The organism is Comamonas faecalis, from assembly GCF_039538025.1.
Classification (GTDB): domain Bacteria; phylum Pseudomonadota; class Gammaproteobacteria; order Burkholderiales; family Burkholderiaceae_C; genus Comamonas_C; species Comamonas_C faecalis.
The window spans coordinates 96,658-118,305 of record NZ_BAABBP010000011.1; the positions used below are offsets into that span (position 1 = coordinate 96,658).

14 protein-coding genes are annotated in these 21,648 nt (G+C 71.2%); 6 read left to right on the forward strand and 8 right to left on the reverse strand.

The features are described from left to right. Nucleotides 1-8 precede the first annotated feature (8 nt). From ABD767_RS08205 to ABD767_RS08230, 6 genes are read right to left on the reverse strand one after another with little or no spacing between them, the layout of a single operon-like run. The gene (locus ABD767_RS08205; protein ID WP_344869184.1) at nucleotides 9-1,232 is read right to left on the reverse strand and encodes an isochorismate synthase; all 1,224 of its coding nucleotides are present in this window, start codon (nucleotides 1,230-1,232) and stop codon (nucleotides 9-11) included. Between the two features lie 13 nt (nucleotides 1,233-1,245). Then, a complete protein-coding gene (locus ABD767_RS08210) occupies nucleotides 1,246-2,016 on the reverse strand; it encodes a 2,3-dihydro-2,3-dihydroxybenzoate dehydrogenase (protein ID WP_103045827.1) in 771 nt (256 codons plus the stop codon). Between the two features lie 10 nt (nucleotides 2,017-2,026). After that, nucleotides 2,027-6,031, reverse strand: coding sequence for an amino acid adenylation domain-containing protein (locus ABD767_RS08215; RefSeq protein ID WP_344869186.1), 4,005 nt, complete (start codon nucleotides 6,029-6,031; stop codon nucleotides 2,027-2,029). Nucleotides 6,032-6,035: 4 nt separating this feature from the next. Beyond that, complete coding sequence (locus ABD767_RS08220) at nucleotides 6,036-6,269, reverse strand: phosphopantetheine-binding protein (protein ID WP_103045826.1); 234 nt, start codon at nucleotides 6,267-6,269, stop codon at nucleotides 6,036-6,038. A 3-nt stretch (nucleotides 6,270-6,272) separates the two neighbouring features. Then, complete coding sequence (locus tag ABD767_RS08225; protein ID WP_103045825.1) at nucleotides 6,273-7,925, reverse strand: AMP-binding protein; 1,653 nt, start codon at nucleotides 7,923-7,925, stop codon at nucleotides 6,273-6,275. Between the two features lie 22 nt (nucleotides 7,926-7,947). After that, nucleotides 7,948-9,171, reverse strand: a complete 1,224-nt coding sequence (locus ABD767_RS08230) for an MFS transporter (protein ID WP_344869189.1) — start codon at nucleotides 9,169-9,171, stop codon at nucleotides 7,948-7,950. 228 nt (nucleotides 9,172-9,399) lie between these two features. Between ABD767_RS08230 and ABD767_RS08235 the strand changes: the two genes are divergently transcribed. From ABD767_RS08235 to ABD767_RS08250, 4 genes are read left to right on the forward strand one after another with little or no spacing between them, the layout of a single operon-like run. After that, nucleotides 9,400-10,488 (forward strand): ABC transporter substrate-binding protein, encoded by a 1,089-nt coding sequence (locus ABD767_RS08235; protein WP_344869191.1) that lies wholly within the window; start codon nucleotides 9,400-9,402, stop codon nucleotides 10,486-10,488. Then, nucleotides 10,485-11,579 carry an iron chelate uptake ABC transporter family permease subunit gene (locus ABD767_RS08240; RefSeq protein ID WP_103045822.1) on the forward strand — a complete coding sequence of 365 codons (1,095 nt, stop codon included), beginning with the start codon at nucleotides 10,485-10,487 and terminating at the stop codon, nucleotides 11,577-11,579. Before ABD767_RS08235 ends, ABD767_RS08240 begins: the two co-directional genes overlap by 4 nt. Next, nucleotides 11,576-12,412, forward strand: a complete 837-nt coding sequence (locus ABD767_RS08245; RefSeq protein WP_103045821.1) for an ATP-binding cassette domain-containing protein — start codon at nucleotides 11,576-11,578, stop codon at nucleotides 12,410-12,412. Before ABD767_RS08240 ends, ABD767_RS08245 begins: the two co-directional genes overlap by 4 nt. Next, entirely contained in the window at nucleotides 12,409-13,302 is an 894-nt protein-coding gene (locus tag ABD767_RS08250; protein WP_103045820.1) for an alpha/beta hydrolase-fold protein, read from the forward strand. The genes ABD767_RS08245 and ABD767_RS08250 overlap by 4 nt, the downstream gene beginning before the upstream one ends. A gap of 224 nt (nucleotides 13,303-13,526) precedes the next feature. On the opposite strand, the gene ABD767_RS08255 is transcribed toward ABD767_RS08250, so the two are convergent. Together ABD767_RS08255 and ABD767_RS08260 are read right to left on the reverse strand one after the other, a co-directional pair. Further along, nucleotides 13,527-15,344 (reverse strand): M14 family zinc carboxypeptidase, encoded by a 1,818-nt coding sequence (locus ABD767_RS08255; protein WP_103046428.1) that lies wholly within the window; start codon nucleotides 15,342-15,344, stop codon nucleotides 13,527-13,529. Between the two features lie 112 nt (nucleotides 15,345-15,456). Beyond that, on the reverse strand, nucleotides 15,457-17,151 hold the full coding sequence (locus tag ABD767_RS08260) for a DEAD/DEAH box helicase (RefSeq protein WP_344869195.1): 1,695 nt from the start codon (nucleotides 17,149-17,151) through the stop codon (nucleotides 15,457-15,459). Between the two features lie 270 nt (nucleotides 17,152-17,421). Between ABD767_RS08260 and ettA the strand changes: the two genes are divergently transcribed. Then, nucleotides 17,422-19,083: an energy-dependent translational throttle protein EttA gene (ettA, locus tag ABD767_RS08265; protein WP_103046430.1), complete on the forward strand. Its 1,662-nt coding sequence runs from the start codon at nucleotides 17,422-17,424 to the stop codon at nucleotides 19,081-19,083. 72 nt (nucleotides 19,084-19,155) lie between these two features. Continuing rightward, complete coding sequence (locus ABD767_RS08270) at nucleotides 19,156-21,510, forward strand: DUF1631 family protein (RefSeq protein WP_103046431.1); 2,355 nt, start codon at nucleotides 19,156-19,158, stop codon at nucleotides 21,508-21,510. Nucleotides 21,511-21,648: the final 138 nt, after the last annotated feature.

The window sequence follows — 21,648 nt, forward strand, 5'->3', positions numbered from 1 at the left end:
AGTGCAGATCACAGCGTGCACGGGGCATCGCCGTCCACGCACAGTGCGTGGAGCATGGTGTTGAACTTGGCGCGCGTCTCGGCGCCCTCGGAGGCGGGGATCGAGTCGGCGACGATGCCCGCGCCGGCGAACAGGCGCACCGCGTTGCCCTGCACGTGGGCGCAGCGCAGCGCCACGTGCCAGTCGCCGTCGCCGCGCGCGTCGCACCAGCCCACGGCGCCGGAGTAAAAACCGCGCGCCACCGGCTCCAGCCCGGCGATGGCCCGCATGGCCTGGGCGCGCGGCGTGCCGCCCACGGCGGGCGTGGGGTGCAGCAGCGCGGCCAGCGCGGCGCTCGATGCGTGGGGCAGTGCGTCGGGCGAGGTGTCCTTGAGCTCGCCCTCGATGCGCGTGCCCAGGTGCCACATGGTGTCGGTGGCGTACAGGCTGGGCGCACCGGGCACGTGCAGCTGGCTGCACAGCGGCGCCAGCAGGTCGGCAATCGCCTGCACCACGTAGCGGTGCTCCTGCTGGTCCTTGGCCGAGTGCAGCAGCGCGTCGGCGCGCGCCTGGCTGGCGGCGGCGTCCGGCAGGCGCGGGGCGGAGCCCGCCAGCGGCTCGCTGAGGATGCGTGCGCCGCGGCGCGCGATCAGGCGCTCGGGCGTCGCGCCCACGAGCCAGGCCGGCGCCTCGCCGTGCGTCACCGGCAGCGGCACGACGAAGCGCAGCGCGTGCGGGTCGGCGGCCAGCCGCTGCGCCAGCCACCAGGGGCTGACCGTGCCCTTGGCCTGCGCCAGCAGCGTGCGCGCCAGCACCACCTTGCGCAGCGCCGTGCCGTCCTGGCGCAGCAGGCGCACGCAGCGCGCGACGCTGTCCTCGTAGGCCGCGCGGCCGGGCTCGGCCGTCAGAATCCAGCCGCAGGCCTTGCTTGTCTGCAGTGCTGCTGGGGCACCGTCTTCTGCGTGGCTGCGCAGCCAGGCGCCGATGGCCGCACCGCCGGTTCGGGTGCGCACCGGCAGCAGGTGGCTTGCGGCCTGGCGGTCGAACGGCAGTGCGCCGGCCAGGCGCTCGCCCGGCGCCAGCGCGGCCAGCAGCGGCGCGGCGTGCGCGCCCAGCGCGCGTGCAGGAACGGCCAGCGCCGGCGCCATCGGGGTGCCGAGCAGGGCGCCGGCGCTGCCCTGCAGCAGTATGGAATCGAAGTCCGGTGCGGCGGCCGAGGGCGCGGCCGGGGCGATGGCGACGGGGTGCAGCATGTCGGGTATGCAGTCAGGCACGCAGCGTGGCACCGCCGTCCACGTACAGGTCGCTCATCGCGATGTGGCCGGCCTGGTCCGACAGCAGAAACATCACGGCATTGGCGATGTCGGCGGGCGTGGCGAGCTTGCGCAGCGGAATGCCGGCCTTGTAGAGCCCCGGCAGGCCGGCGATCACGCGCTCGGCGCCGTGCTCGTCGGCCCACATGCCGGTCTGCATGGGGGTGAGCGTGGAGCCCGGCGCGACGATGTTGCAGCGCACGCCGTGCGGCGCCAGCTCCAGCCCCAGGCAGCGCGTGAACATGGTGGCCGCGGCCTTGGATGCGGCATAGGCCGACATGGCGTGGCGCGGCACGCCGGCGGCGTTGGAGCCGACGGTGACGATGGCGCCGTGCCCGCGCGGCTGCATGGCCTGCGCCAGCGCGCGGCCGACGTGGAACACGCCGTCGCAGTTGACCGCGAACACGCGCCGCCACTCGGCGTCACTGGTGTCGGCCGCCAGCGTGCCCGAGAGCACGCCGGCCACGTTCACGCCCAGCTCGATCGGGCCGGCCTCGGCCTCGATCCGGCGCACCAGCTGCGTGACCGCGTCGCCGTCGCTCACGTCCAGCGCGTGCGCCAGCAGACGGCCGGCGGCGGGCGCGTCTTCGATGGCCGGCGCCTTCACGTCGCTGGCGACCACGGTGCTGCCGGCCGCCAGCAGCTGGCGCACCAGTTGCTGGCCGATGCCGCCGGCCGCACCGGTCACGAAGGCAATGCGTTTGTCGAAGCCTGTCAGTTGCATGTGTGATTTCTTAAAAGTTGGATTGCGTTGAATCTGCCGCCTGCATGCGCGCGACGAGCTCGGGCGCGATGCGCGCCGTGGCCTCGGCGCCGGTCATCTGCGCGTGCATCAGCGGCAGGGCCAGCGTGTCCAGGTGCTCGGCATACGGCGCCCAGGCGCCGGGCTGCAGCTGCGGCTTGCCGGCGTGGTCGTTGGCGGCGCGGATATGGGTGAGCGTGCCGCGCATGCGCGCGTGCCGGTGCTGGCGGATCAGGCGGTTGGTGTCGGTCACCACGCGCACCACTCCGGCAAGCGCCTGCGGCGGCAGACTGCCCAGCGCGCTGTCGCCCGCGCGCAAAAAGGCGATCAGCCTGTCCTGCGTGTCCAGCTCGGGGTGGCCCTCTGGGTCGTAGCCGGCAATGGCCAGCAGCGCGCGCAGTGCCTGCTGCGGCGTGGGCTCGGGCTCGTCGCGCCAGCAGTCGGCCGGGTAGGCGTCCAGCAGCGCCACCAGGCCGGTGGTGCGCCCGCGCTGCTGCAGCTCCACGGCCATGGCCTGGGCAATGATGCCGCCCACCGACCAGCCGGCCAGGTGGACGGGGCCTTTGGGCTGCAGCGCCTGCACGCGGTCGGCATATGCCTTTGCAAGCGCTGCAATGCTGTCTGGCAGCGGCTGCGCGGGGTCGAGTGCCGGCGACTGGATGCCCCAGACGCTGCGCGGCGCCTCGCCGTGCGCGACGGCGCGCGCCAGCAGGCGGTAGCCCCAGGCAATGCCGCCGGCCGGGTGGATGACGAACAGCGGCGGGCGCGCCGCGTCGCCCGTGGCCAGCTGGATCATCGGCCTGAGGCCGCTGTCGAAGCGCACCTGCTCGCTGTCGATGGCGGCGGCCAAGGCGGCAATCGCCGGCGCCTCGAACAGCGCCCCCAGGCCGGGGCTGCGGTGGCAGTCTTCCTCGATGCGCAGCAGCAGCTGCACGGCGGACAGCGAGTCGCCGCCCAGGCTGAAGAAGTCGGCGTCCGTGCTCAGCTGCGTGCCGGGCGGCAGGCGCAGCACCTCGGCAAACAGCGCGGCCAGTGTGCGCTCGGTGGGCGTGGCGGGCGCCGGGCCGCTGCCTGCGCCATCCCACACCGGCGCGGGCAGTGCGCGGCGGTCGAGCTTGCCGTTGGCCGTCACCGGCCAGTCGGCCATCGCGACGATGGCGGCCGGCACCATGTAGTCGGGCAGGCGCGCGGCCAGGCGCTGGCGCAGCGCGGCGGGCAGGTCGGTCGTGGCATCGGCATCGGCGTCCGGTGCGGCCTGCACGTAGGCGACGATGCGGCCTCCGTCCGTCTGGCCTGCGCAGTCCTGGCGCAGCATGACCTCGGCGCGCGACACCAGGCCGCTGGCCTGCAGCGCGGCCTCGATCTCGCCCAGCTCGATGCGCAGGCCGCGCAGCTTGACCTGGTGGTCGCTGCGGCCCAGAAAGACGACGGCGCTGTCCTCCAGCCGCCAGCGCGCCACGTCGCCGGTCTTGTAGATGCGCTCGCCGGGGCGGTGCGGGTCGGGCAGAAAGCTGGCGGCGGTGAGGTCGCCTCGCCCCACGTAGCCGCGCGCCAGCTGCACGCCGCCCAGGTACAGGTCGCCGGGCACGCCGGGCGGCATCGCGCGCATCTGCGCGTCAAGCACGTACAGGCGGGTGTTCCAGGTTGGAAAGCCGATGGGCACGGGGCGGCTGGGGTCGTCGGGTGCGGCATTCCACCAGCTCACGTCGACGGCGGCCTCGGTCGGGCCGTAGAGGTTGTGCAGCTCGCTGTGCAAGGTGGCGTGCAGGCGCTCGCGCAGCGCGGCGGGCAGCTCCTCGCCGCTGCAGAAGATGCGCTGCATGGTGATGCCGCGCGCGTCGGGGTGGGCCACAAAGGCGGCCAGCATCGACGGCACGAAGTGGCAGGTGCCGATGCGCTGCCCGCGGATGATGCGCGCCAGCCAGGCCGGGTCGCGGTGTGCCCCGGGCGGCGCGATGACCAGCGTGGCGCCGGTGAGCAGCGGCAGGAAGAACTCCCAGACCGAGACGTCGAAGGTGGCCGGAGTCTTTTGCAGAATGCGCTCGCCCGGCGCAAAGCCGTAGTGCGTGCGCATCCATTCCAGCCGGTTGACTATTGATTGGTGCTCGATCAGCACGCCCTTGGGCTCGCCGGTGGAGCCCGAGGTGTAGATGACATAGGCGGCGTCGCCCGGCGCGGGCGGGGCGGTGAGCGGCTCGCTGGCCTGCTGCGGCCAATCTTGGGGCTGCAGCTGCGGCACCTGGGCGGGCAGCAGCGCGGCGTCTTCGGCGCGCACCAGGGCGCACACCGGACGGGCAAGCTGCACCACGCGCGCCAGGCGTTCGGGCGGATGATCCAGGTCCAGCGGCAGATAGGCGCCGCCTGCGCGCAGCACCGCAACCAGCGCCACCAGCAGGTCGAGCGAGCGCGGCAGCGCGACCGCGACCAGCGTGTCGCGCCCCGCGCCGTGCGCGCGCAGGGCCAGCGCCAGTGCGCGGGTGCGCTGCTCCAGCGCGGCGTAGCTGAGTTGCTGGCCTTCGAATTCGAGCGCTGCCGCTTCGGGGCGGCTCGCCATCTGCGCCTCGATCAGCGCGGCCAGCGTGGTGGCGGGCACGGGGTGGTCGGTGGCGTTCAGCGTGAACAGATGGCGCTCGGCCTCGGCGGGGCTGGCCAGCGGTACGTCGTCGGTGGCGCCGCCTGCGGCAAGCACGTCGAGCGCGGCCGTCAAAAAGTGCGGCAGACGCTCCAGGTGGGCCTGCACCGTGGGCAGGTCGTACAGGCCGGGGTTGGCTTCGAGCTCCAGCTCCAGCTGCGCGCCATGGCCGCGAAAGCCGATGGTCAGGTCGTCGATGGGGCCGGTGCCCAGCACCTCCAGCCGCGCCTGCACGCCCGGCAGCGACAGCGGCTGGTAGAAGGGCTGGACGTTGATCAGCGCCGCATGCAGCCGGCGCTGGCCGCCCAGCAGGCCCAGGCTGCGGCGCAGCTGCTCGCTGCGGTAGCGGCCGTGGCGGCGCGCCCTGGCCTGGGCGGTGGCCAGCTGTTCGACGAAGTCCGCCAGCGGCTGGCCGGGCCGGGCCGCCACGTGCAGCGGCAGCACGTTCATCACGATGGCGCTGGCGCGCCCGCTGACGTTGCCCATGCGTCCCATGACGGGAATGCCAAGCACCGTCGATTCCGCCCCCGCCATGCGCTGGCAGTACAGGCCGGTGAGCGCTGTGAGCAGGTCGGGCCAGCCCATGCCGGCGCGCTGGGCGGCTTCGCGCAGGCGCGCGTGCAGCTCAGGCGGCAGCGCCGCGTGAATGCGGTGGCAGCGGTGCGCGGCAACGGCGCGGCCGGTGGCCGACGGCGCCAGTCCGGCGACTTCGGGCATGGGTGTGAACGCGGCCTGCCAGTAGGCGGCGTCCTGTGCGCGCTTGTCGCTGGCCTGGTAGGCCAGGTCGTCGGCAATCACTGGAGCCAGCGGCGCCAGCGGCTGGCGCGCGGGGGCGTCTGCCACGGCTTGCGCGTACAGGTCGGCCACGCGCTGGCTCCACAGCGCCATGGCGTAGCCGTCGGTGGCCAGGTGGTGGGCGCGTTGGTACCAGCAAAAGCGCTGCGCGCCCAGCGTGAACAGGATCTGGCGGCCCAGTGGGTCGCTCGTGGGATCGATCGGCGTGAGCATGTCGGCCCACATGGCGTCGCGTGCGGCGGCTTCGGGGCCGCTCCGGGTGCTGAGGTCGACGCGTTCCAGCGCCGGCGTGCGCGCCGCGTCCAGCCACTGCTCGACGCCGGCTGGCGTGTCCTGCATCGCCAGGGACAGCGACTCGCATTCGCGCGCGGCCTGGGTGGCGGCGCGCGCGAAGGCGTCCAGGTCGAGCGCGCCGTCCATCCACAGCGCATGGCCGCAGTTGAAGCTGGGGTTGCCAGTGTCCAGCCGCTGCGCGTACCACAGGCCCTGCTGGGCCTCGGTCAGCGGCCAGCGGGGGGCGCGTGCCGCCGGGCCGGGCGCGGCCCGCAGCTGTGTTTCGGGGGCGTTCACGGCGTCACTGCCCCTGCTGCTCGATGATGCGCCACCAGCCGTTCAGCGAGGACTCGTGCGCGATGTCCATCACGTCGACCTTCATGCCGGCGGCGTTCCAGGCCATGAACAGGTCGAGCAGGCGCATCGAATCCAGGCCCCAGTCCATCAGGTTGTCGTCCAGGCCGATGTTCTCGGGCTCTTCGCGCAGCATGCGGGCCACGTCGGCGCGCATGCGCTCCAGGGTGAAAGTGCTCACGGTTCAATCCTCTTTGTTCTGTTTCTGCAGGAATGCGTCGCGCAGGCGGGCGCGCAGCTCCTTGCGACTGGTCTTGCCGACGGCCGTGGTGTCGAAGGCCTCGACGAACACGATCTGGTCGGGAATCTTGAAGGCGGCCACGCCGCGCCCGCGCATCCAGGCCTTGACTTCGGGCACGCGCGGGCGCGCGTCGCCGCGAGCGATGACGAAGGCGCAGCTGCGCTCGCCCAGGTAGTCGTCGGGAATCGACACCACGGCCACGTCGAAGATCTGCGGGTGGGCCAGCAGGTGGTCCTCGACCTCCTCGGCGGAGATTTTTTCGCCCGCGCGGTTGATGTGGTCGTGCGCGCGGCCCTGCACCACCAGGTAGCCGCCGGGCTTGCGCAGCACCATGTCGCCGGTGCGGTAGAAGCCGTCCTCGGTGAACGAGCGCGCGTTGGCCGCGGGCTCGTTGTGGTAGGCGCGGATGGTGTAGGGGCCGCGGGTGAGCAGATGGCCTACCTCGCCGTCGGGCACGGGCCGGCCGTTGTCGCCCACGACCAGCACCTCGTCGCCTTCGCTGATGGGGCGGCCCTGGGTGCCGAGGATGGTGTCCTCGTCGTCATGGAGGCGCGTGTAGTTGACCAGGCCCTCGGCCATGCCGAACACCTGCTGCAGCTTGACCGGCAGGCCGGCAACCACGCGGCGCGCGGCCTCGGGCGTGAGCTTGGCGCCGCCCACCTGCAGCACGCGCAGGCTGGACAGATCGTGCTTGGTGGTCGCCGCGGCCTGCGCCCACAGCAGCGCCAGCGGCGGCACCAGGCCCAGGTCGGTCACGCGCTCGCGCTCGATCAGCGCAAACGCCACGTCGGGCGAGGGCGAGGGCGACAGCACCACGGTGCCGCCGGCGTGGAACACGCCCAGGGCGCCGGGCGAGCTCATCGGGAAGTTGTGCGCGGCGGGCAGCGCGACCAGGTAGACGCTGTCTTCGCGAATGCCGCAGATGTCGTTGGACGCGCGAAAGCTGTAGATGTAGTCGTCGTGCGTGCGCGGGATCAGCTTGGACAGGCCGGTGGAGCCGCCCGATATCTGCAAAAAGGCGACCGACTGCGGATCGGGGTCTTGCGTGGGCAGCAACGCGGCGTCGCCCTGCAGCGCGTCGAGCGCGGCGAACTCGGCCCCGTCGCCGGCAATGACGACGTGGCGCAGCGTGGGTACATCGGGCAGCGCCCGCAGCTCGCGCGCGAGTTGGCGGTAGTCGTAGCCCTCGCAGCGATCGACCGCCACATAGGCGCTGGCCTGCGCCTTGCGCACGAAGTGCGAGATCTCGGTGATGCGGTGCGCGGCCAGCGCGTACACCGGCACCAGCCCGGCGCGAAACAGCCCCCACACGGTGGCGTAGAACGCGGCGGTGTTGCCCAGTTGCACGACCACGCGCTCGCCCGGCTGCAGGCCCAGCGCCAGCAGGCCGGCGGCAATGTCCTCGGCGCGCTGCCACAGCGCGGCGTAGCTCCAGCGCTCGTCGCCGGCGACGACGGCGGTGCGGTCTGCAAAGCGCTGCGCGCAGTTGCGCAGCATGGCTGGGAAGGTTTCGCCGCGCCAGAAGCCGGCGGCGCGGTAGCGCTCGGCGAACTCCGCGGGCCAGGTCTGTTGCAGGGGAAGAATGGGTTCACTCATGGAATGCCGGGGTCAAAAAAGATCAGAAAGCCTTGGCGGGCGTGCGCAGGCGCGCGAAGGTGAATGCGGCCAGCGCCCACAGGCTGGCGCCCACCAGCAGGTAGGGCAGGGCGTGCGACAGGCGGTACAGCAGCGTGCCGACGATAGGCCCCAGCACCATGCCCAGGCCTTGCGCGGCCGACAGCGTGCCGGCTGCGGCGCCCTGTTCATGCGGCTGCACCGCGTTGGCGGCCATGGCCTGGAAGTTCGGAAAGATCAGCCCCATGCCGAACGCCATCGTGGCGTAGCAGGCCAGCAGCGTCGTCTGCGACTGCACCGCCGCTACGCCGGCAAAGCCGCAACCCGCAATCAGCGCGCCCAGCGCGATCCAGCGCGCCAGCGGCACGCCCTTCAGGCGCACGACGCATTGCTGCGCGACGATCAGCGCGCAGCCCACGCAGGTCAGCGCCAGGCCGGCCACGCGTGCGCCCTCGTCCACGGGCAGGCCCAGGCGGTCGATGGCGAAAAAGCCGACCAGCACCTGCGCGATGGCCACCGAAGCCATGGCGGCAAAGCCGGTCAGCGCTGCCGGGCGCAGCCGCGCATCGAACAGCCGCATGGGCGCTGCACCTGGCGGTCGCCTGGCGGCCGCGGGCCGGCCGCCGGGCAGCGCCAGCCAGATGATGAGCAGCGCGATCACGGGCAGCATGGCGGCCGCGTACAGCGCCAGGGCCAGGTCGTGGCCGGCCAGCCAGCCGGCCGCGGCCGGGCCGATCACCATGCCCAGCGCGTTGGCCGAGCCCAGCCTGGCCATCGCGGCGGGGCGCTCGCCGGGCTGGGTGTGGTCTGCAACGACGGCGGCGGCCGTGGGCGGCACGGCGGCGTAGAAGGCGCCGATCAGCGCGCGCGCCGCGACCAGCAGCGCCATGGCGGCCAGTGCGCCGATGCGCTGGTGCAGCGCCAGGTCGACACCCAGCGCCAGCACCCAGTACACCAGCGCAAAGGCGGCCAGCCCGACCAGCATCACCGGCTTGCGTCCGCGCCGGTCGCCCACGCCACCCCACCAGCGCGCCATCAGCATCCACAGCACGCCGCCGGCCGTGACCGACAGGCCGGCCACCCATTCGGGCAGCGTCAGCTGGCGCACGATGGGGCCGACCACGGCGACGAAGGTCATCATGGCCATGGTGCCGGTCAGTGCGGCGGCGGTGACCGCGCCCATGGGGGAGCGCGCACAGGCTTGGGGGTTGGCGGTATCCGTGCTCATCGGGCGGTGCCGGCCACGATGGCAGGGGGAGTGCGGGGCGGGAAGGACATGCGTCGACCGGTTTTTGGATGCAAATCTAAATGATTCTCAAGTAATAGTTTAAGCCAGCCCACCGCCGGCGGCGCCGTCTTTGCAGTTCTTTGCATCGGGCGCTTGCCGTCCTGTGGCAATATGCGAGGCTTTTGCAACTGGGAATCGTTCGTGATTGGAATGCTTGGTCGCCGCGCCATGGCCAGCCTTGGCCTGGCGCTCTCTTTGCTGGCCGGCGGGCTGGCACCTGCCGCCCTGGCCGCGCAGGTCACGGATCTGCGCGGGCGCACCGTCACCGTGCCCGAACAGGTGCGCAAGATCTCCATTGACGACGGGCGCTTTCTGGTGGCGCTGGCGCTGATCGAGCCCGACCCGGTCAAGCGGCTGGCGGCCTGGCCGCGCGACGTCCACCGCATTGGCAACGCGACCTATGCGCAGTACGTCCAGCGTTTCCCGGCGCTGGACAAGCTGCCGCAGGTGGCCAGCTCGGCCGGCAGCTTCAATCTCGAATCGGTGCTGTCCGCCGCGCCCGACGTGGCCGTGGTGTCGCTGGACAGCGGCCCCAGCGACACGCAGGTCGCCCAACTGCAGGCCGCGGGCATTGCGGTGGTGTTCATCGACTTCTTCAACAACCCGTTCAAGAACCAGGAGCGCAGTCTGCGCATTCTTGGCGAGCTGACCGGCGCGCAGGCGCGGGCCGACGCCTTCATCGCCTTTCGCCGCCAGCACATGGACAGGATTGCCGAGCGCGTCGCCAAGATCGCGCCCGACCAGCGCCCGACGGTGTTCCTCGAAGCGCACGCCGGCATGACCAACGACTGCTGCAACTCGCCGGGCAAGGGCAACATGGGCGACTACATCGACGCCGTCGGTGGCCACAACATCGGGGCCGACGTGCTCAAGAGCGCCACGGGCAAGCTCAACATCGAATACGTGATCTCGCGCGACCCCAAGATCTACATCGCCACCGGCGGCGCGCACCTGGAAAAGGCCGGCGGCCTGGTGCTGGGCGCGGGTTATGACGAGGCGCGCGCGCGCGCCTCGCTGGCGGCCATTGCGCGGCGCCAGGGCATTGCCCAGCTCACCGCAGTCAAGACCGGCCACGCCTACGGGCTGGCGCACCAGCTGATCAACTCGCCCATCGACATCGTGGCCATCGAGGCCTTTGCCACCTGGATCCACCCCGAGCTGTTCGGCGGCATCGACCCCGCCAGGACGCTGGCCGAGATCAACCAGAAATTCCTGGCCGTGCCCTACGAGGGCGCGGGCTGGGTGAGCCTGAAATGAGCGCAGCCTCGCCCGCGCGCACCGCAGGCGCACCGGTACGCGCCGAGGCGGTGCTGGCCGGCTACCGCCGCCTGGTGGCGCGGCGCGTGCTCATCGTCGCCGTACTGGCGTTGCTGTGCGTGTGCGCCTTCGTGCTCGACCTGGTGACCGGCCCTTCGTCGCTGACGCCCGGCCAGGTGCTGGGCGGCCTGCTGGGCCTGCACGGCGAGGGCGGCGCGCTGTCTGCACCGCAGCTGGCCATCATCTGGCAGGTGCGCCTGCCCTATGCGCTGATGGCGGTGCTGGTGGGCGCGGCGCTGGCGCTGGCCGGCGCCGAGATGCAGACCATCCTGAACAACCCGCTGGCCAGCCCGTTCACGCTGGGTGTGTCGTCGGCAGCGTCGTTCGGCGCGGCGCTGGCCATCGTGCTGGGCCTGAGCCTGCCTTTCGTCTCCGCCGAGTGGATGGTGCCGCTCAACGCCTTCGTTTTCGCCTTCGGCTCGGTGCTGCTGCTGCAGGCCATGGCCAGGCGGCGCAGCGGCGGCGTGGAGACCGTGGTGCTGCTGGGCATTGCGCTGGTGTTCGCGTTCAACGCGCTGGTCGCGCTGGTGCAGTTTCTGTCGTCGCAGGAGGCGCTGCAGCAGCTGGTGTTCTGGAGCATGGGGTCGCTGTCGCGCGCCACCTGGCAGCACGTTGCGGTGCTGGCCGTCGTGCTGGGCGTGGTGACGCCGCTGTCGCTGGTGTCGGCGGGGCAGATGACCTCGCTGCGCCTGGGCGAGGATCGCGCGCGCAGCTTTGGCGTGGACGTGGGGCGGCTGCGCTTTTTCGCGCTGGTGCGGGTCAGCCTGCTGGCCGCCACCTCGGTGGCGTTTGCCGGCACCATCGGCTTCATCGGCCTGGTGGGGCCGCACATGGCGCGCATGCTGCTGGGCGAGGATCACCGCTTTCTGCTGCCGGCCAGCCTGCTGTGCGGCTCGCTCATCATGTCGCTGGCCTCGGCCGCCAGCAAGACGCTGGTGCCGGGCGCGCTGATGCCGGTGGGCATCGTCACCGCCATCGTCGGCGTGCCGGTGTTCCTGTTCCTCATCTTCCGCCAGCAGGGGCGTGCATGACCGCAGTGGCTGCTCCAATCGAACGGGACGCCGCGCTCAAGGTGCGCGGCCTGGCCACCGGCTACCGGGGCCGCCCGATCATCGCCGGCGTCGACCTGCCCGAGTTTCGCCCCGGCGAGGTGCACTCGCTGCTCGGCCCCAACGCTGCCGGCAAGAGCACGCTGATGCGCGCGCTGGCCGGCCTGCAGCCGGCCACGGGCTCGGTCAGGCTGGGCGCTCAGGAGCTGATCGGCCTGTCGCTGGCCGAGCACGCCAAGCGCGTGACCTATATGCCGCAGACCCTGCCGCAGGGCGTGGCGCTGTCGGTGCTCGAAAGCGTGCTGGGAGCGCTGCGCGCCTCGTCCACGGGCGACCCGGCGCGCGACACCCATGCCGCCAGCGAGCAGCGCGCAGTCGCCATCCTGGAGCGCGTGGGCATTCTGCATCTGGCGCTCGAAGGGCTGGATCGGCTCTCGGGCGGCCAGCGCCAGCTGGTCGCGCTGGCGCAGTCGCTGGTGCGCGAGCCGCGCGTGCTGCTGCTCGACGAGCCGATCAGCGCGTTGGACCTGCACCACCAGCTGCGCGTGATGCGCCTGGTGCACGAGCTGGCGCGCGAGCGCGGGATGATTGCCATCATGGTGCTGCACGACCTGCAGATTGCCGCGCGCTGGTCGGACGGCATCGTCATGCTGGCCCAGGGCGCGATCGTTGCCACCGGCACGCCGGTGCAGGCCATCACGGCAGAGACGCTGGCGCGCGTCTATGGCGTGCAGGCTCGCGTCGAGCACTGCTCGCGCGGCAGCCTGCAAATCATGGTCGACGACGTGCTGCACGCCGAGAGCGCTGCGGCATGAACGGCGCGACGCCAACGACTTTCCAGGATGCGCCAGGCCCGGGCGAGGCCTGGCCGCCGCTGACCTGGCCCGGCACCCAGGTGCGGCGCCTGCGCGCGGCCAGCGGCGTGCAGTACCGCGTCAGCATCTGGCTGCCGCCCGGCACGCCGCCGCCTGGCGGCTTTCCTGCCTTCTACGTGCTGGATGCCAACGCGCTGTTCGGCACCTTCGTCGAGGCGCTGCGCCGCTCCAGCCGCCGCCCCGATGCGACCGGCATCCACCCGGCCGCGGTGATCGGCATTGCGCACGATGGCGACGAGCTGTTTATGGAGGCCGACCGGCGGCGCGACTTCACGATGGGCCAGCCTGCGCACGAAGTCGTGGCCGACGCCGTCGGCGGTGCGCCGGCCTTTCTGGCCTTCATCCTGGATGAGCTGGCGCCGCAGCTGCGCCGCGAGTTGCCGCTGGACGGCGCGCGCCAGACGCTGTTCGGCCATTCGCTGGCAGGCCACTTCGTGCTGCAGGCGCTGGCAGCGCGGCCCGGCGCCTTTCGCACCTGGGCGGCCATCAGCCCGTCGATCTGGTGGGACGAGGCCGGCTTGCGCGCTGAGCTGACCGCGGCGCTCGGGCCTTCGGCGCGCGCTGCGGTAGCTGATGCCCCGCGCGTATTCATGGCCGCAGGCGAATGGGAGGACGCGGTGCCGCCCTGGCAGCGCCGCCACCCCGGCTACGAGCAGCTTGTGGAGCGGCGCGCGCAGCGCCACATGGTGGCCAGTGCGCGTGCGCTGGCGGACGAGCTGGCCGCATGGCTGGGAAGCGGGCGCGTGGTGTTTCGCCTGTTTCCCGAGGAAGACCACGCATCCATCGTGATGATTGCCGTACAGCGCGTGCTGCGCTTTGCGTCGGCCTGATTCCATTTCTATATCAACCGATTACTTTGTCGGCTTCGCTTGCCGTGCTGCAGCACTGTCTGCGCTTCACCTTCGCGTACTCGATCGATATAGAAATGGAATGAGACCGTAAGCACGCTCTCATTCCATTTTGAAATCAAACGGTTACTTTGTCGGCTTCGCTTGCCTTGCTGCAGCACTGTCTGCGCTGCGCCTTCGCGTACCCGATTGATTGAAAAATGGAATCAGTCGCTGCCCTCGAAGATCAGCGACGTCGGCCCCATGACGCGGGCGCTGGCTGCCAGGTCGGGCAGCAGGTGGCGGGAGAGGTAGCTGGATGGCGCGTCGGCTTCGAGCGCGGCGACCGCCAGCCAGGCCAGCGGCTGGTTCAGCGGCAGGTAGTAGCTGCCGGCGGGAACGTCGATGGCGTTGCGCACCAGATCCAGCTGCGCGGGTGCGTCCTGCGGCTGGCTTTGCGCGGTCAGCGGCAGGTGGCCGGCGGGCAGCGCGCGCCAGCTGTCGACCAGCACCGATCCGTTCTCGGCCACGCGCATGACCTGCAGGCCCAGCGTGCGCAGGCGCTGCGCGGCGTCGCGGGCGTCGGCCGCCAGCCAGTAGCCGCAGGCCTGCGGGCGCTCGTGCAGCGCGCGCAGCGGCGCGCCGTCCCAGGGCAGCTGCAGCGCGCGATCCTCGCCGGTGGCCAGGTCCAGCGCCAGCAGTTCGCGCTGCGCCGTCGTTGGCGCCGCGGCAATCACGGCCTGGCCGTGGCAGGCCTGCGCGGCGGTGTTGCGCTCGACGTAGGTGCGCACCTTGGCCAGGTCTTCGGCGCGCTGCATGGCCGAGTGCAGCACGCTGGACAGTGCGGTGACCTGGGCGTGCACGCGCCGCTGCAGCTCGGCGCGGCCCAGGTCGGAGCCGTGCGAGTGGATGGCCAGGCTGGCTGCGGTCTTGAGCGCGCTGGCGTTGCGCAGCGCATCGGCGCGCGTGCTGCCGGCGAGCAGGTGCGGGTCGCCCGCCTGGGCGCTGGCGCGCCAGTACGGGCCGGCGCGCAGCGCGGCGGACTGCAGCGCCTGCTGCATCGGCTCGATCAGCCATTCGCGCGTGGCCTTGTGCAGGAATTCGGGCTCGTTGGCGACGGTGGCGCCGTCGACCAGCAGATCCTCGCGCGGGGCAGCACCAAAGATCTCGGCAAAGCGGCCCATCGCAGGGTATTCGTGTGCGTCGACGACGATGGCCGGGCCGTAGTCGTCGGCCAGCCGGGCCAGCGCGCGCGCCTCGGGCGTGGCCAGCAGCAGGTGGTCGCGGTCCAGATCGGTGCCGTCGGCGGTGGCGTGCTCGCCGCCCTCGGCGCCGTCGGGGTTGGCGCGCGGTACGACGATGACGTTGATGCGCGCCAGCAGCGGCTCCAGCAGGCCTTGCGCCAGCTCGCGCGCAATGACCAGCAGCGCCTCGGCGCTGGCAGGCTCATCGCCATGCTGCTGGCCGACCAGCAGCACCGTCGGGCGCTGGCTGGCCTGCAGCGCGGCCGCGCTGGCGCTGGCTTCCTGCGTCAGCACCAGCGCCTGCAGCGCTGAGCCGCGCTGCGACAGTCCCAGGTTGAGCAGCTGCGCACGAGTGCCGCCTTGCGCCTGGGCGGCCAGGTCGGTCAGCCATTGCGACAGCTCGGCATTCGTCGTGAACGCGCGGCGGTTGGCTTGCAGGCCGGGTGTGTCGTAGTGCACCGCGGGCGCGGCAAAGCGCGCCGCGACCGCGCTGCCATAGGGCAGGGCGTTGCCCTGGTCGTCGGTGCTGCCCGACTGCAGCGCGGACGTGGCCACGGGCGTGGTTTGCGCACCGGCTTCCAGGGCGGGCGCGCCATTGCCATTGGGCTGCGCCGTGCCGGCGCCTGCATCCAGCGCCGGGCCGCCCGCTTGCGTGCTGTCCGTGGACTGGGGCCAGGGCGGCAGCGGGGTGCTGGTGCATGCGGCCAGCAGGCTGGCCGACAGTGCCACGGCGGCCAGTGACCATCGGTGCCGGGTGGGAGCGGGGCAGGATTGGGCGTGGGGGCGGTGGGACGTCGGCATCGTGTACGGCGTGTGGGTTGGTGGTTTCCTTGGACGGTGTCGTGCGGCGCTGGTGCGCGGCCGCGTACCGGGCGGGCCGGCGGCCCGCCAGGGGCCGCCGGTGTGCGAGGGTTCAGCGGCCGAAGCCGCCGCCGCCACGCGGGCGGCGCTGGCCGCCACCGCCGCCGCGGCGTGCGCGGTCGCTCATCATGTCGACGCTGGTGCGCATCGGGTCGGGCTGGCCGCCGCCGCGCGTGCCGCTGCCGCGCGGCCCCAGGCCAAAGCCTGCCTGCGTGCCCAGGTGGGCGTTTTCGCCGCGCGGCTGGCTGTCGTCCTGGCGCTGGCCGTGGCGCTGTGGGGCCTGGCCGCTGCGCTGGCGCTGGCCGCCGTGGCGCTGGCCGCCGTGGCCGTGGCCGTGCTGCTGCTGGGCGCGCGCCGGGTTGGGGCGCTGGCGGCCGCGGTCGCCGTCACGCTCGCCGCTGCGCTGGCCGGGCTCGGCGGCTGCGCCGTTGCCGTGGCTCTTGCGCGCGCCGCGTCCGTTGCCGCCCTGGGGCGTCTTGTTGGCGCGGATGCGCTCGACCATCTCCTGGCGCGCAGCCTTGGCCGCGGCCTGCATGACTTCGCGGCTGGGCGGCCTGCCGGCGCCGCCCCACAGGGTCTGGCGGCCCATGGCGATGGGCTCGGCCTGCTCGCCCTCGTCGGGGCCGAAGCCTTCGATGACCTGCACCGGAATCTCCTGCTTGGTGAAGCGCTCGATCTCCATCATGAAGCCCTCTTCGTCCATGCACACCAGGCTGACGGCGTGGCCCTCGCGGCCGGCGCGGCCGGTGCGGCCGATGCGGTGCACGTAGTCCTCGGGGATGTTGGGGATCTCGTAGTTGACGACGTGCGGCAGATCGTCGATGTCGATGCCGCGCGCCGCGATGTCGGTGGCGACCAGCGCACGGATCTGGCCGGTCTTGAAGCCTTCGAGCGCCTGGGTGCGCGCGCTCTGGCTCTTGTTGCCGTGCAGCGCCATGGCGCTGACGCCGTTCTTGGTCAGGAAGTCGGCGACGTTGTTGGCGCCGAACTTGGTGCGCGTGAACACCAGCACCTGGCTCCAGTCGTGCTGCTGGATGATGTGCAGCAGCACCTGCTTCTTCTTGGCGCGGCCCACCGGGTGGATGACCTGGCTGATGCGCTGCACCGTGGTGTTGCGCGGCGTGACCTGGATGCTTTGCGGGTTGTTCAGCAGGTGGCCGGCCAGGTCGCGGATCTCGTCGCTGAAGGTGGCCGAGAACAGCAGGCTTTGCTTGCTTTTGGGCAGCAGCGCCAGCACCTTCTTGACGTCGTGGATGAAGCCCATGTCGAGCATGCGGTCGGCTTCGTCGAGCACCAGGATCTCGACCTGCGACAGGTCCATGTAGCCCTGCTGCTGCAGGTCCAAGAGGCGCCCGGGCGTGGCCACGAGCACGTCCACGCCGCGGCGGATGCGCTCGATCTGCGGGTTCATGCCGACGCCGCCGAAGATGACGGTGGAGCGGATGTCCAGGTGCTTGGCATAGGTGCGCACCGACTCCTCGACCTGCGCGGCCAGTTCGCGCGTGGGCGTGAGCACCAGGGCGCGGATGTGCTTGCTGCCGGGGGCGGCGCTTTCACTCAGGCGCTGCAGCATGGGCAGCGTGAAGGCGGCGGTCTTGCCGGTGCCGGTCTGTGCGCCGGCGAGCAGGTCGTGGCCTGCCAGGACGGCCGGGATGGCCTGGGCCTGAATGGGAGTGGGGGCGGTATAGCCGAGTTCGCGCACGGCTTGCAGGATCGCCGGTGCCAGCTTCAGTTCTTCAAAGTTCATGTGTGTGCAGATGCGCCCATCCGGGGCGCTGGGTTTGCTGGGTATCGGCCTGTCGTGGCGCTTCTTGCGAAGCCGCCGAGCCAGTTCGGAAGGCAGATGGATTTCAATGGGTGGGAGCCGGGAAAATGCTTTCCGTCGTCCCCAGCATCAATGCTGATGCCCCGGGCAACTGGAGCCCGAAACGCCCGCTATTGTCGCATGCACCGATAATCGACGGTTGCGAGCGCCCCAGGGGGCGTCTTTTTGTTTGACAGTTGTTGTAAAAAATCCATGGCCCAGTACGTTTTCTCGATGAACCGCGTCTCCAAGACGGTGCCCCCGAAGCGCCAGATCTTGAAAGACATTTCGCTGTCCTTTTTCCCCGGCGCCAAGATCGGCGTGCTCGGCCTGAACGGCTCGGGCAAGTCCTCGCTCTTGAAGATCATGGCCGGCATCGACAAGGAGATCGAAGGCGAGGCCATTCCCATGCCGGGCCTCTCGATCGGCTACCTGCCGCAGGAGCCCCAGCTCAACCCCGAGCACACGGTGCGCGAGGCGGTGGAGGAGGCGATGGCCGAGGTGAACAACGCCCGCGCGCGCCTGGACGAGGTCTACGCCGCCTACGCCGAGGAAGACGCCGACTTCGACGCGCTGGCCGCCGAGCAGGCCAAGCTCGAGGCCATCATTGCCGCCGCCGGCACCGACAGCGAGCACCAGCTGGAGATTGCCGCCGACGCGCTGCGCCTGCCGCCCTGGGAGGCGGTGATCGGCAAGCTGTCGGGCGGCGAGAAGCGCCGCGTGGCGCTGTGCCAGCTGCTGCTGTCCAAGCCCGACATGCTGTTGCTCGACGAGCCGACCAACCACCTGGATGCCGAGTCGGTCGAGTGGCTGGAGCAGTTTTTGCACCGCTTTCCCGGCACCGTCGTGGCCATCACCCACGACCGCTACTTCCTGGACAACGCTGCCGAGTGGATTCTGGAGCTCGACCGCGGCCACGGCATTCCCTACAAGGGCAACTACACCGAGTGGCTGCTGCAGAAGCAGGCCCGCCTGGAGTCGGAGCAAAAGGGCGAGGAGGCGCGCGCCAAGGCGCTGAAGAAGGAGCTGGAGTGGGTGCGCCAGAACGCCAAGGGGCGCCAGGCCAAATCGAAGGCCCGTATCGCGCGCTTCGAGGAACTGTCCGACTACGAATACCAGCGCCGCAACGAGACGCAGGAAATCTTCATCCCCGTGGCCGAGCGGCTGGGCACGCAGGTGATCGAGTTCCATGGCGTGACCAAGAGCTTTGGCGACCGCGTGCTGATCGACAACCTGAGCATGAACATCCCGGCGGGTGCCATCGTCGGCATCATCGGCCCGAACGGTGCCGGTAAATCGACGCTGTTCAAGATGATCGCCGGCAAGGAGCAGCCCGACAGCGGTCAGGTCATCGTCGGCCAGACCGTCAAGATGGCCTACGTCGACCAGTCGCGCGATGCGCTGGCCAACGACAAGACGGTGTGGGAGGACATCTCGGGCGGGCTGGACATCATCAACGTCGGCAAGTTCCAGATGGCCTCGCGCGCTTACGCGGGCCGCTTCAACTTCAACGGCCAGGACCAGCAGAAGAAGGTCGGCAACCTCTCGGGCGGCGAGCGCGGGCGCCTGCACCTGGCCAAGACGCTGATCCAGGGCGGCAACGTGCTGCTGCTGGACGAACCCTCGAACGACCTGGACGTGGAAACCCTGCGCGCGCTGGAAGACGCGCTCTTGGAATACGCCGGCACGGTGCTGGTGATTTCCCACGACCGCTGGTTCCTCGACCGCATCGCCACGCATATCCTGGCCGCCGAGGGCGACAGCCAGTGGGTGTTCTTCGACGGCAACTACCAGGAGTACGAGGCCGACAAGAAGAAGCGCCTGGGCGCCGAGGGCGCGGCGCCCAAGCGCATGCGCTACAAGGCGCTCAAGTAAGGGCGGGTCCGGTAGTAGTATTGGGCGGCTCGAACCCGCCCGTTTCCCAGCCTATCTCCCGCGTCCTGCGCCATGGCCCTGTCTGCAACCCGTGCCCGATCGGTTTTTCGCGCCTGTGTGGTCAAGGCCATACAGGACAGCGACGCCATGCTGGGCCTGCTGATAGAGGCCACGCGCAGCACACTGCTGCAGGAAGAGGCGACGGTGCGCGACCTGCAGCGGCGCGACCTGCTGAGCGACGGCCAGCGCCTGCTCGGCCAGCACGAGGCGAAGCTGCGCAAGGACTTTCCAACGGCGCTGCTGGAGATTTTTGCCGAAGGCCCGTCGCAGGCGCGTGCCCAGCAGGGGCAGCGCGGCAGCGTCGACCTCGATGAACTGGTGCTGATGGACGATGCCGACGTGCTGGCACACGTCGAGCTGGCGCGCGCGCAGCAGGCGGTGACGCTGGCTACCGAGGTCGCGCTGCCCGAGCTCGACGCGCTGGTCAGCGCCGCCCAGGGCCTGCAACACGTGCAGCCCGAAGGCAACCCGCTGCGCCCGGAGAACTACATCCGCGCGCTGCAGCAAGTCATTGCCGCCACCGGCGTGTCCGCCGAGGTGCGCCAGCTGTGGATGAACACCCTGCGCGACCAGCTGGGCCGCCAGCTGGTGCAGACCTACCGCCAGGCAGCGCAAAGCCTGCGCGAGCACGGCGTCGAGCCCGTGGGCTACGCCCGCGCGCAGCCCGGCGCGGGCGCCTACACCGTCGGCTATGGCAGCAGCCACCTGGGCGGCGGCTACCTGCCCTCGGGCCCCGCACCGGTCTTTGGCCACAGCAGCGGCCACGGGGCAGTGGGCGACAGCGCCTACGCCGCAGGCTATACAGGCCATGGAGCAGGCCATGGCGGCTACGGCGGCTATGGCGCGGGTGCGGCGGTCGACGAGGACATGCTCACCGCCGGCATGCTGCGCCAGATGCTGGCCGCCGGCGGCGACCCCTTTGCCGCCGACTGGCAGGCACCGGCCATGGGCCGCGCAGGCACGGGCCGCGCCGCGCACCCGGGCGGATCGTCCTATGGCGCGGCGGCCCACGGCGGCGCGGCCGGCCGCACCAGCCCGGTCTCTGGCGTCGCTGCCAGCTACTGGCAGGCAAGCCTGCCCGGGGGGCTTTCCGCGGGCACGGGGGGGCAGCAAGGTCAGGCGTCGCACGACGTCGTCGCGCGCATGGTCGACAATATCAGCCACGACACGCGCCTGCTGGTGCCCATGCAGCGCGCGGTGCAAAAGCTCGAACCCGCTTTGCAGCAACTGGTGCGTTACGACTCGGGCTTTTTCAGCAATCCCGCGCACCCGGCGCGCCAACTGCTCGACGAGATGACGCAGCGCAGCCTGCAGTACGCCAGCGAGGACGCCGCGGGCTGGCGGCGCTTCATCCACGTCGTGAACAAGGCGGTGGCCTACCTGGCCACCAGCGACACGCGCAGCGCCAAGCCGTTTGCGCGCGTGCTGCAGGCGCTGGAGAAGGCCTGGAGCCATTACGAGCACCAGCAGCTCGACCGCGAGCAGTTGCAGCAGCGCCAGGTGCTGGCCGAGCAGGTGGCCGCCGACCTGCGCCGCCTGGCCGACTTCGAGCGCGTGCCCCTCACGCTGCAGGCCTTCATCACCGGCCCCTGGGCCGACGTGGTCGCGCACATTCGCAGCGGCGACGCGCAGTCGCCCGACCCGCAGGGCTATATCGCTCTGGTGCCCACGCTGCTGCGCTGCGCCCAGCCCGAGCAGCTGCGCGCCCAGCCGCGGCCGCTGGCGGCGGCGCTGCTGCAGATGCGCAGCGTGATCCGCGACGGCCTGCGCAGCATCGACTACCCCGAAGAGGGCGTCTCGCGCATGCTCGGCTACCTGTCGCAGCTGCAGCGCCAGGCCCAGGTCTATGCCTCGGCGCCGGCCACGGGCGAGGTGCCCGACGACGGCGACCTGCAGGCCGGGCCGGTCACGGGAGTGGATCTGGACATCGGCGGCGACGCGCCGCAGGCCGGCCCGGAGTCTGCGGAGAAACCCGTGGCGCAGGCTGCGCCTGAGCCATTGCCCGTGCAGTCACCGGCCGAGCCCGAGCCGCCGCCTCGGCATGAGCCGCTGCTGGACGCGGACAACCTGGAGCGGCTGCCGCAGTTGATCGACCCGCCCGAGCTCAAGGATCTGGAGGCCGCGCCAGCGGCCGACGCCGCGCCGGCCGAGCCGCGCCACTACGACCTGCCGCTGGGCCAGTGGGTGCAGATCGGCACCAGCCAGGGGCTGGTGCTGACGCGCCTGACCTGGAGCAGTCCGCGCAACACGCTGTTTTTGTTCACCGCGCCCGATGGCAGCACGCAGTCGATGACGCGGCGCATGATCGACAAGCTCAGCGCCGAAGGCGTGTTCCAGCCGGTCGATGCGCCGCCGGGCGCGCTGTAGGTACGCTGTAGGTAGGGCCTGTTAACGCTATTTTTGGCGGTGCGAACATACTCAAAACGGCGTCAATCGAGACGTGCGACGCAGCCCAGACTGGGTGTCTGGGCAAGGAGCGCAACGAAGAGTGGCGCCGTTTTGAGT

Bases quoted from the DNA above. Each gene is read 5' to 3' on its own strand.
- ABD767_RS08225 (WP_103045825.1), bottom strand. From the start codon at position 7,925: ATGAGTGAACCCATTCTTCCCCTGCAACAGACCTGGCCCGCGGAGTTC.
- ABD767_RS08245 (WP_103045821.1), top strand. From the start codon at position 11,576: ATGACCGCAGTGGCTGCTCCAATCGAACGGGACGCCGCGCTCAAGGTG.
- ABD767_RS08205 (WP_344869184.1), bottom strand. From the start codon at position 1,232: ATGCTGCACCCCGTCGCCATCGCCCCGGCCGCGCCCTCGGCCGCCGCA.
- ABD767_RS08270 (WP_103046431.1), top strand. From the start codon at position 19,156: ATGGCCCTGTCTGCAACCCGTGCCCGATCGGTTTTTCGCGCCTGTGTG.
- ABD767_RS08235 (WP_344869191.1), top strand. From the start codon at position 9,400: ATGGCCAGCCTTGGCCTGGCGCTCTCTTTGCTGGCCGGCGGGCTGGCA.
- ABD767_RS08260 (WP_344869195.1), bottom strand. From the start codon at position 17,151: ATGAACTTTGAAGAACTGAAGCTGGCACCGGCGATCCTGCAAGCCGTG.
- ABD767_RS08255 (WP_103046428.1), bottom strand. From the start codon at position 15,344: ATGCCGACGTCCCACCGCCCCCACGCCCAATCCTGCCCCGCTCCCACC.
- ABD767_RS08240 (WP_103045822.1), top strand. From the start codon at position 10,485: ATGAGCGCAGCCTCGCCCGCGCGCACCGCAGGCGCACCGGTACGCGCC.
- ABD767_RS08210 (WP_103045827.1), bottom strand. From the start codon at position 2,016: ATGCAACTGACAGGCTTCGACAAACGCATTGCCTTCGTGACCGGTGCG.
- ABD767_RS08250 (WP_103045820.1), top strand. From the start codon at position 12,409: ATGAACGGCGCGACGCCAACGACTTTCCAGGATGCGCCAGGCCCGGGC.
- ettA (WP_103046430.1), top strand. From the start codon at position 17,422: ATGGCCCAGTACGTTTTCTCGATGAACCGCGTCTCCAAGACGGTGCCC.
- ABD767_RS08230 (WP_344869189.1), bottom strand. From the start codon at position 9,171: ATGAGCACGGATACCGCCAACCCCCAAGCCTGTGCGCGCTCCCCCATG.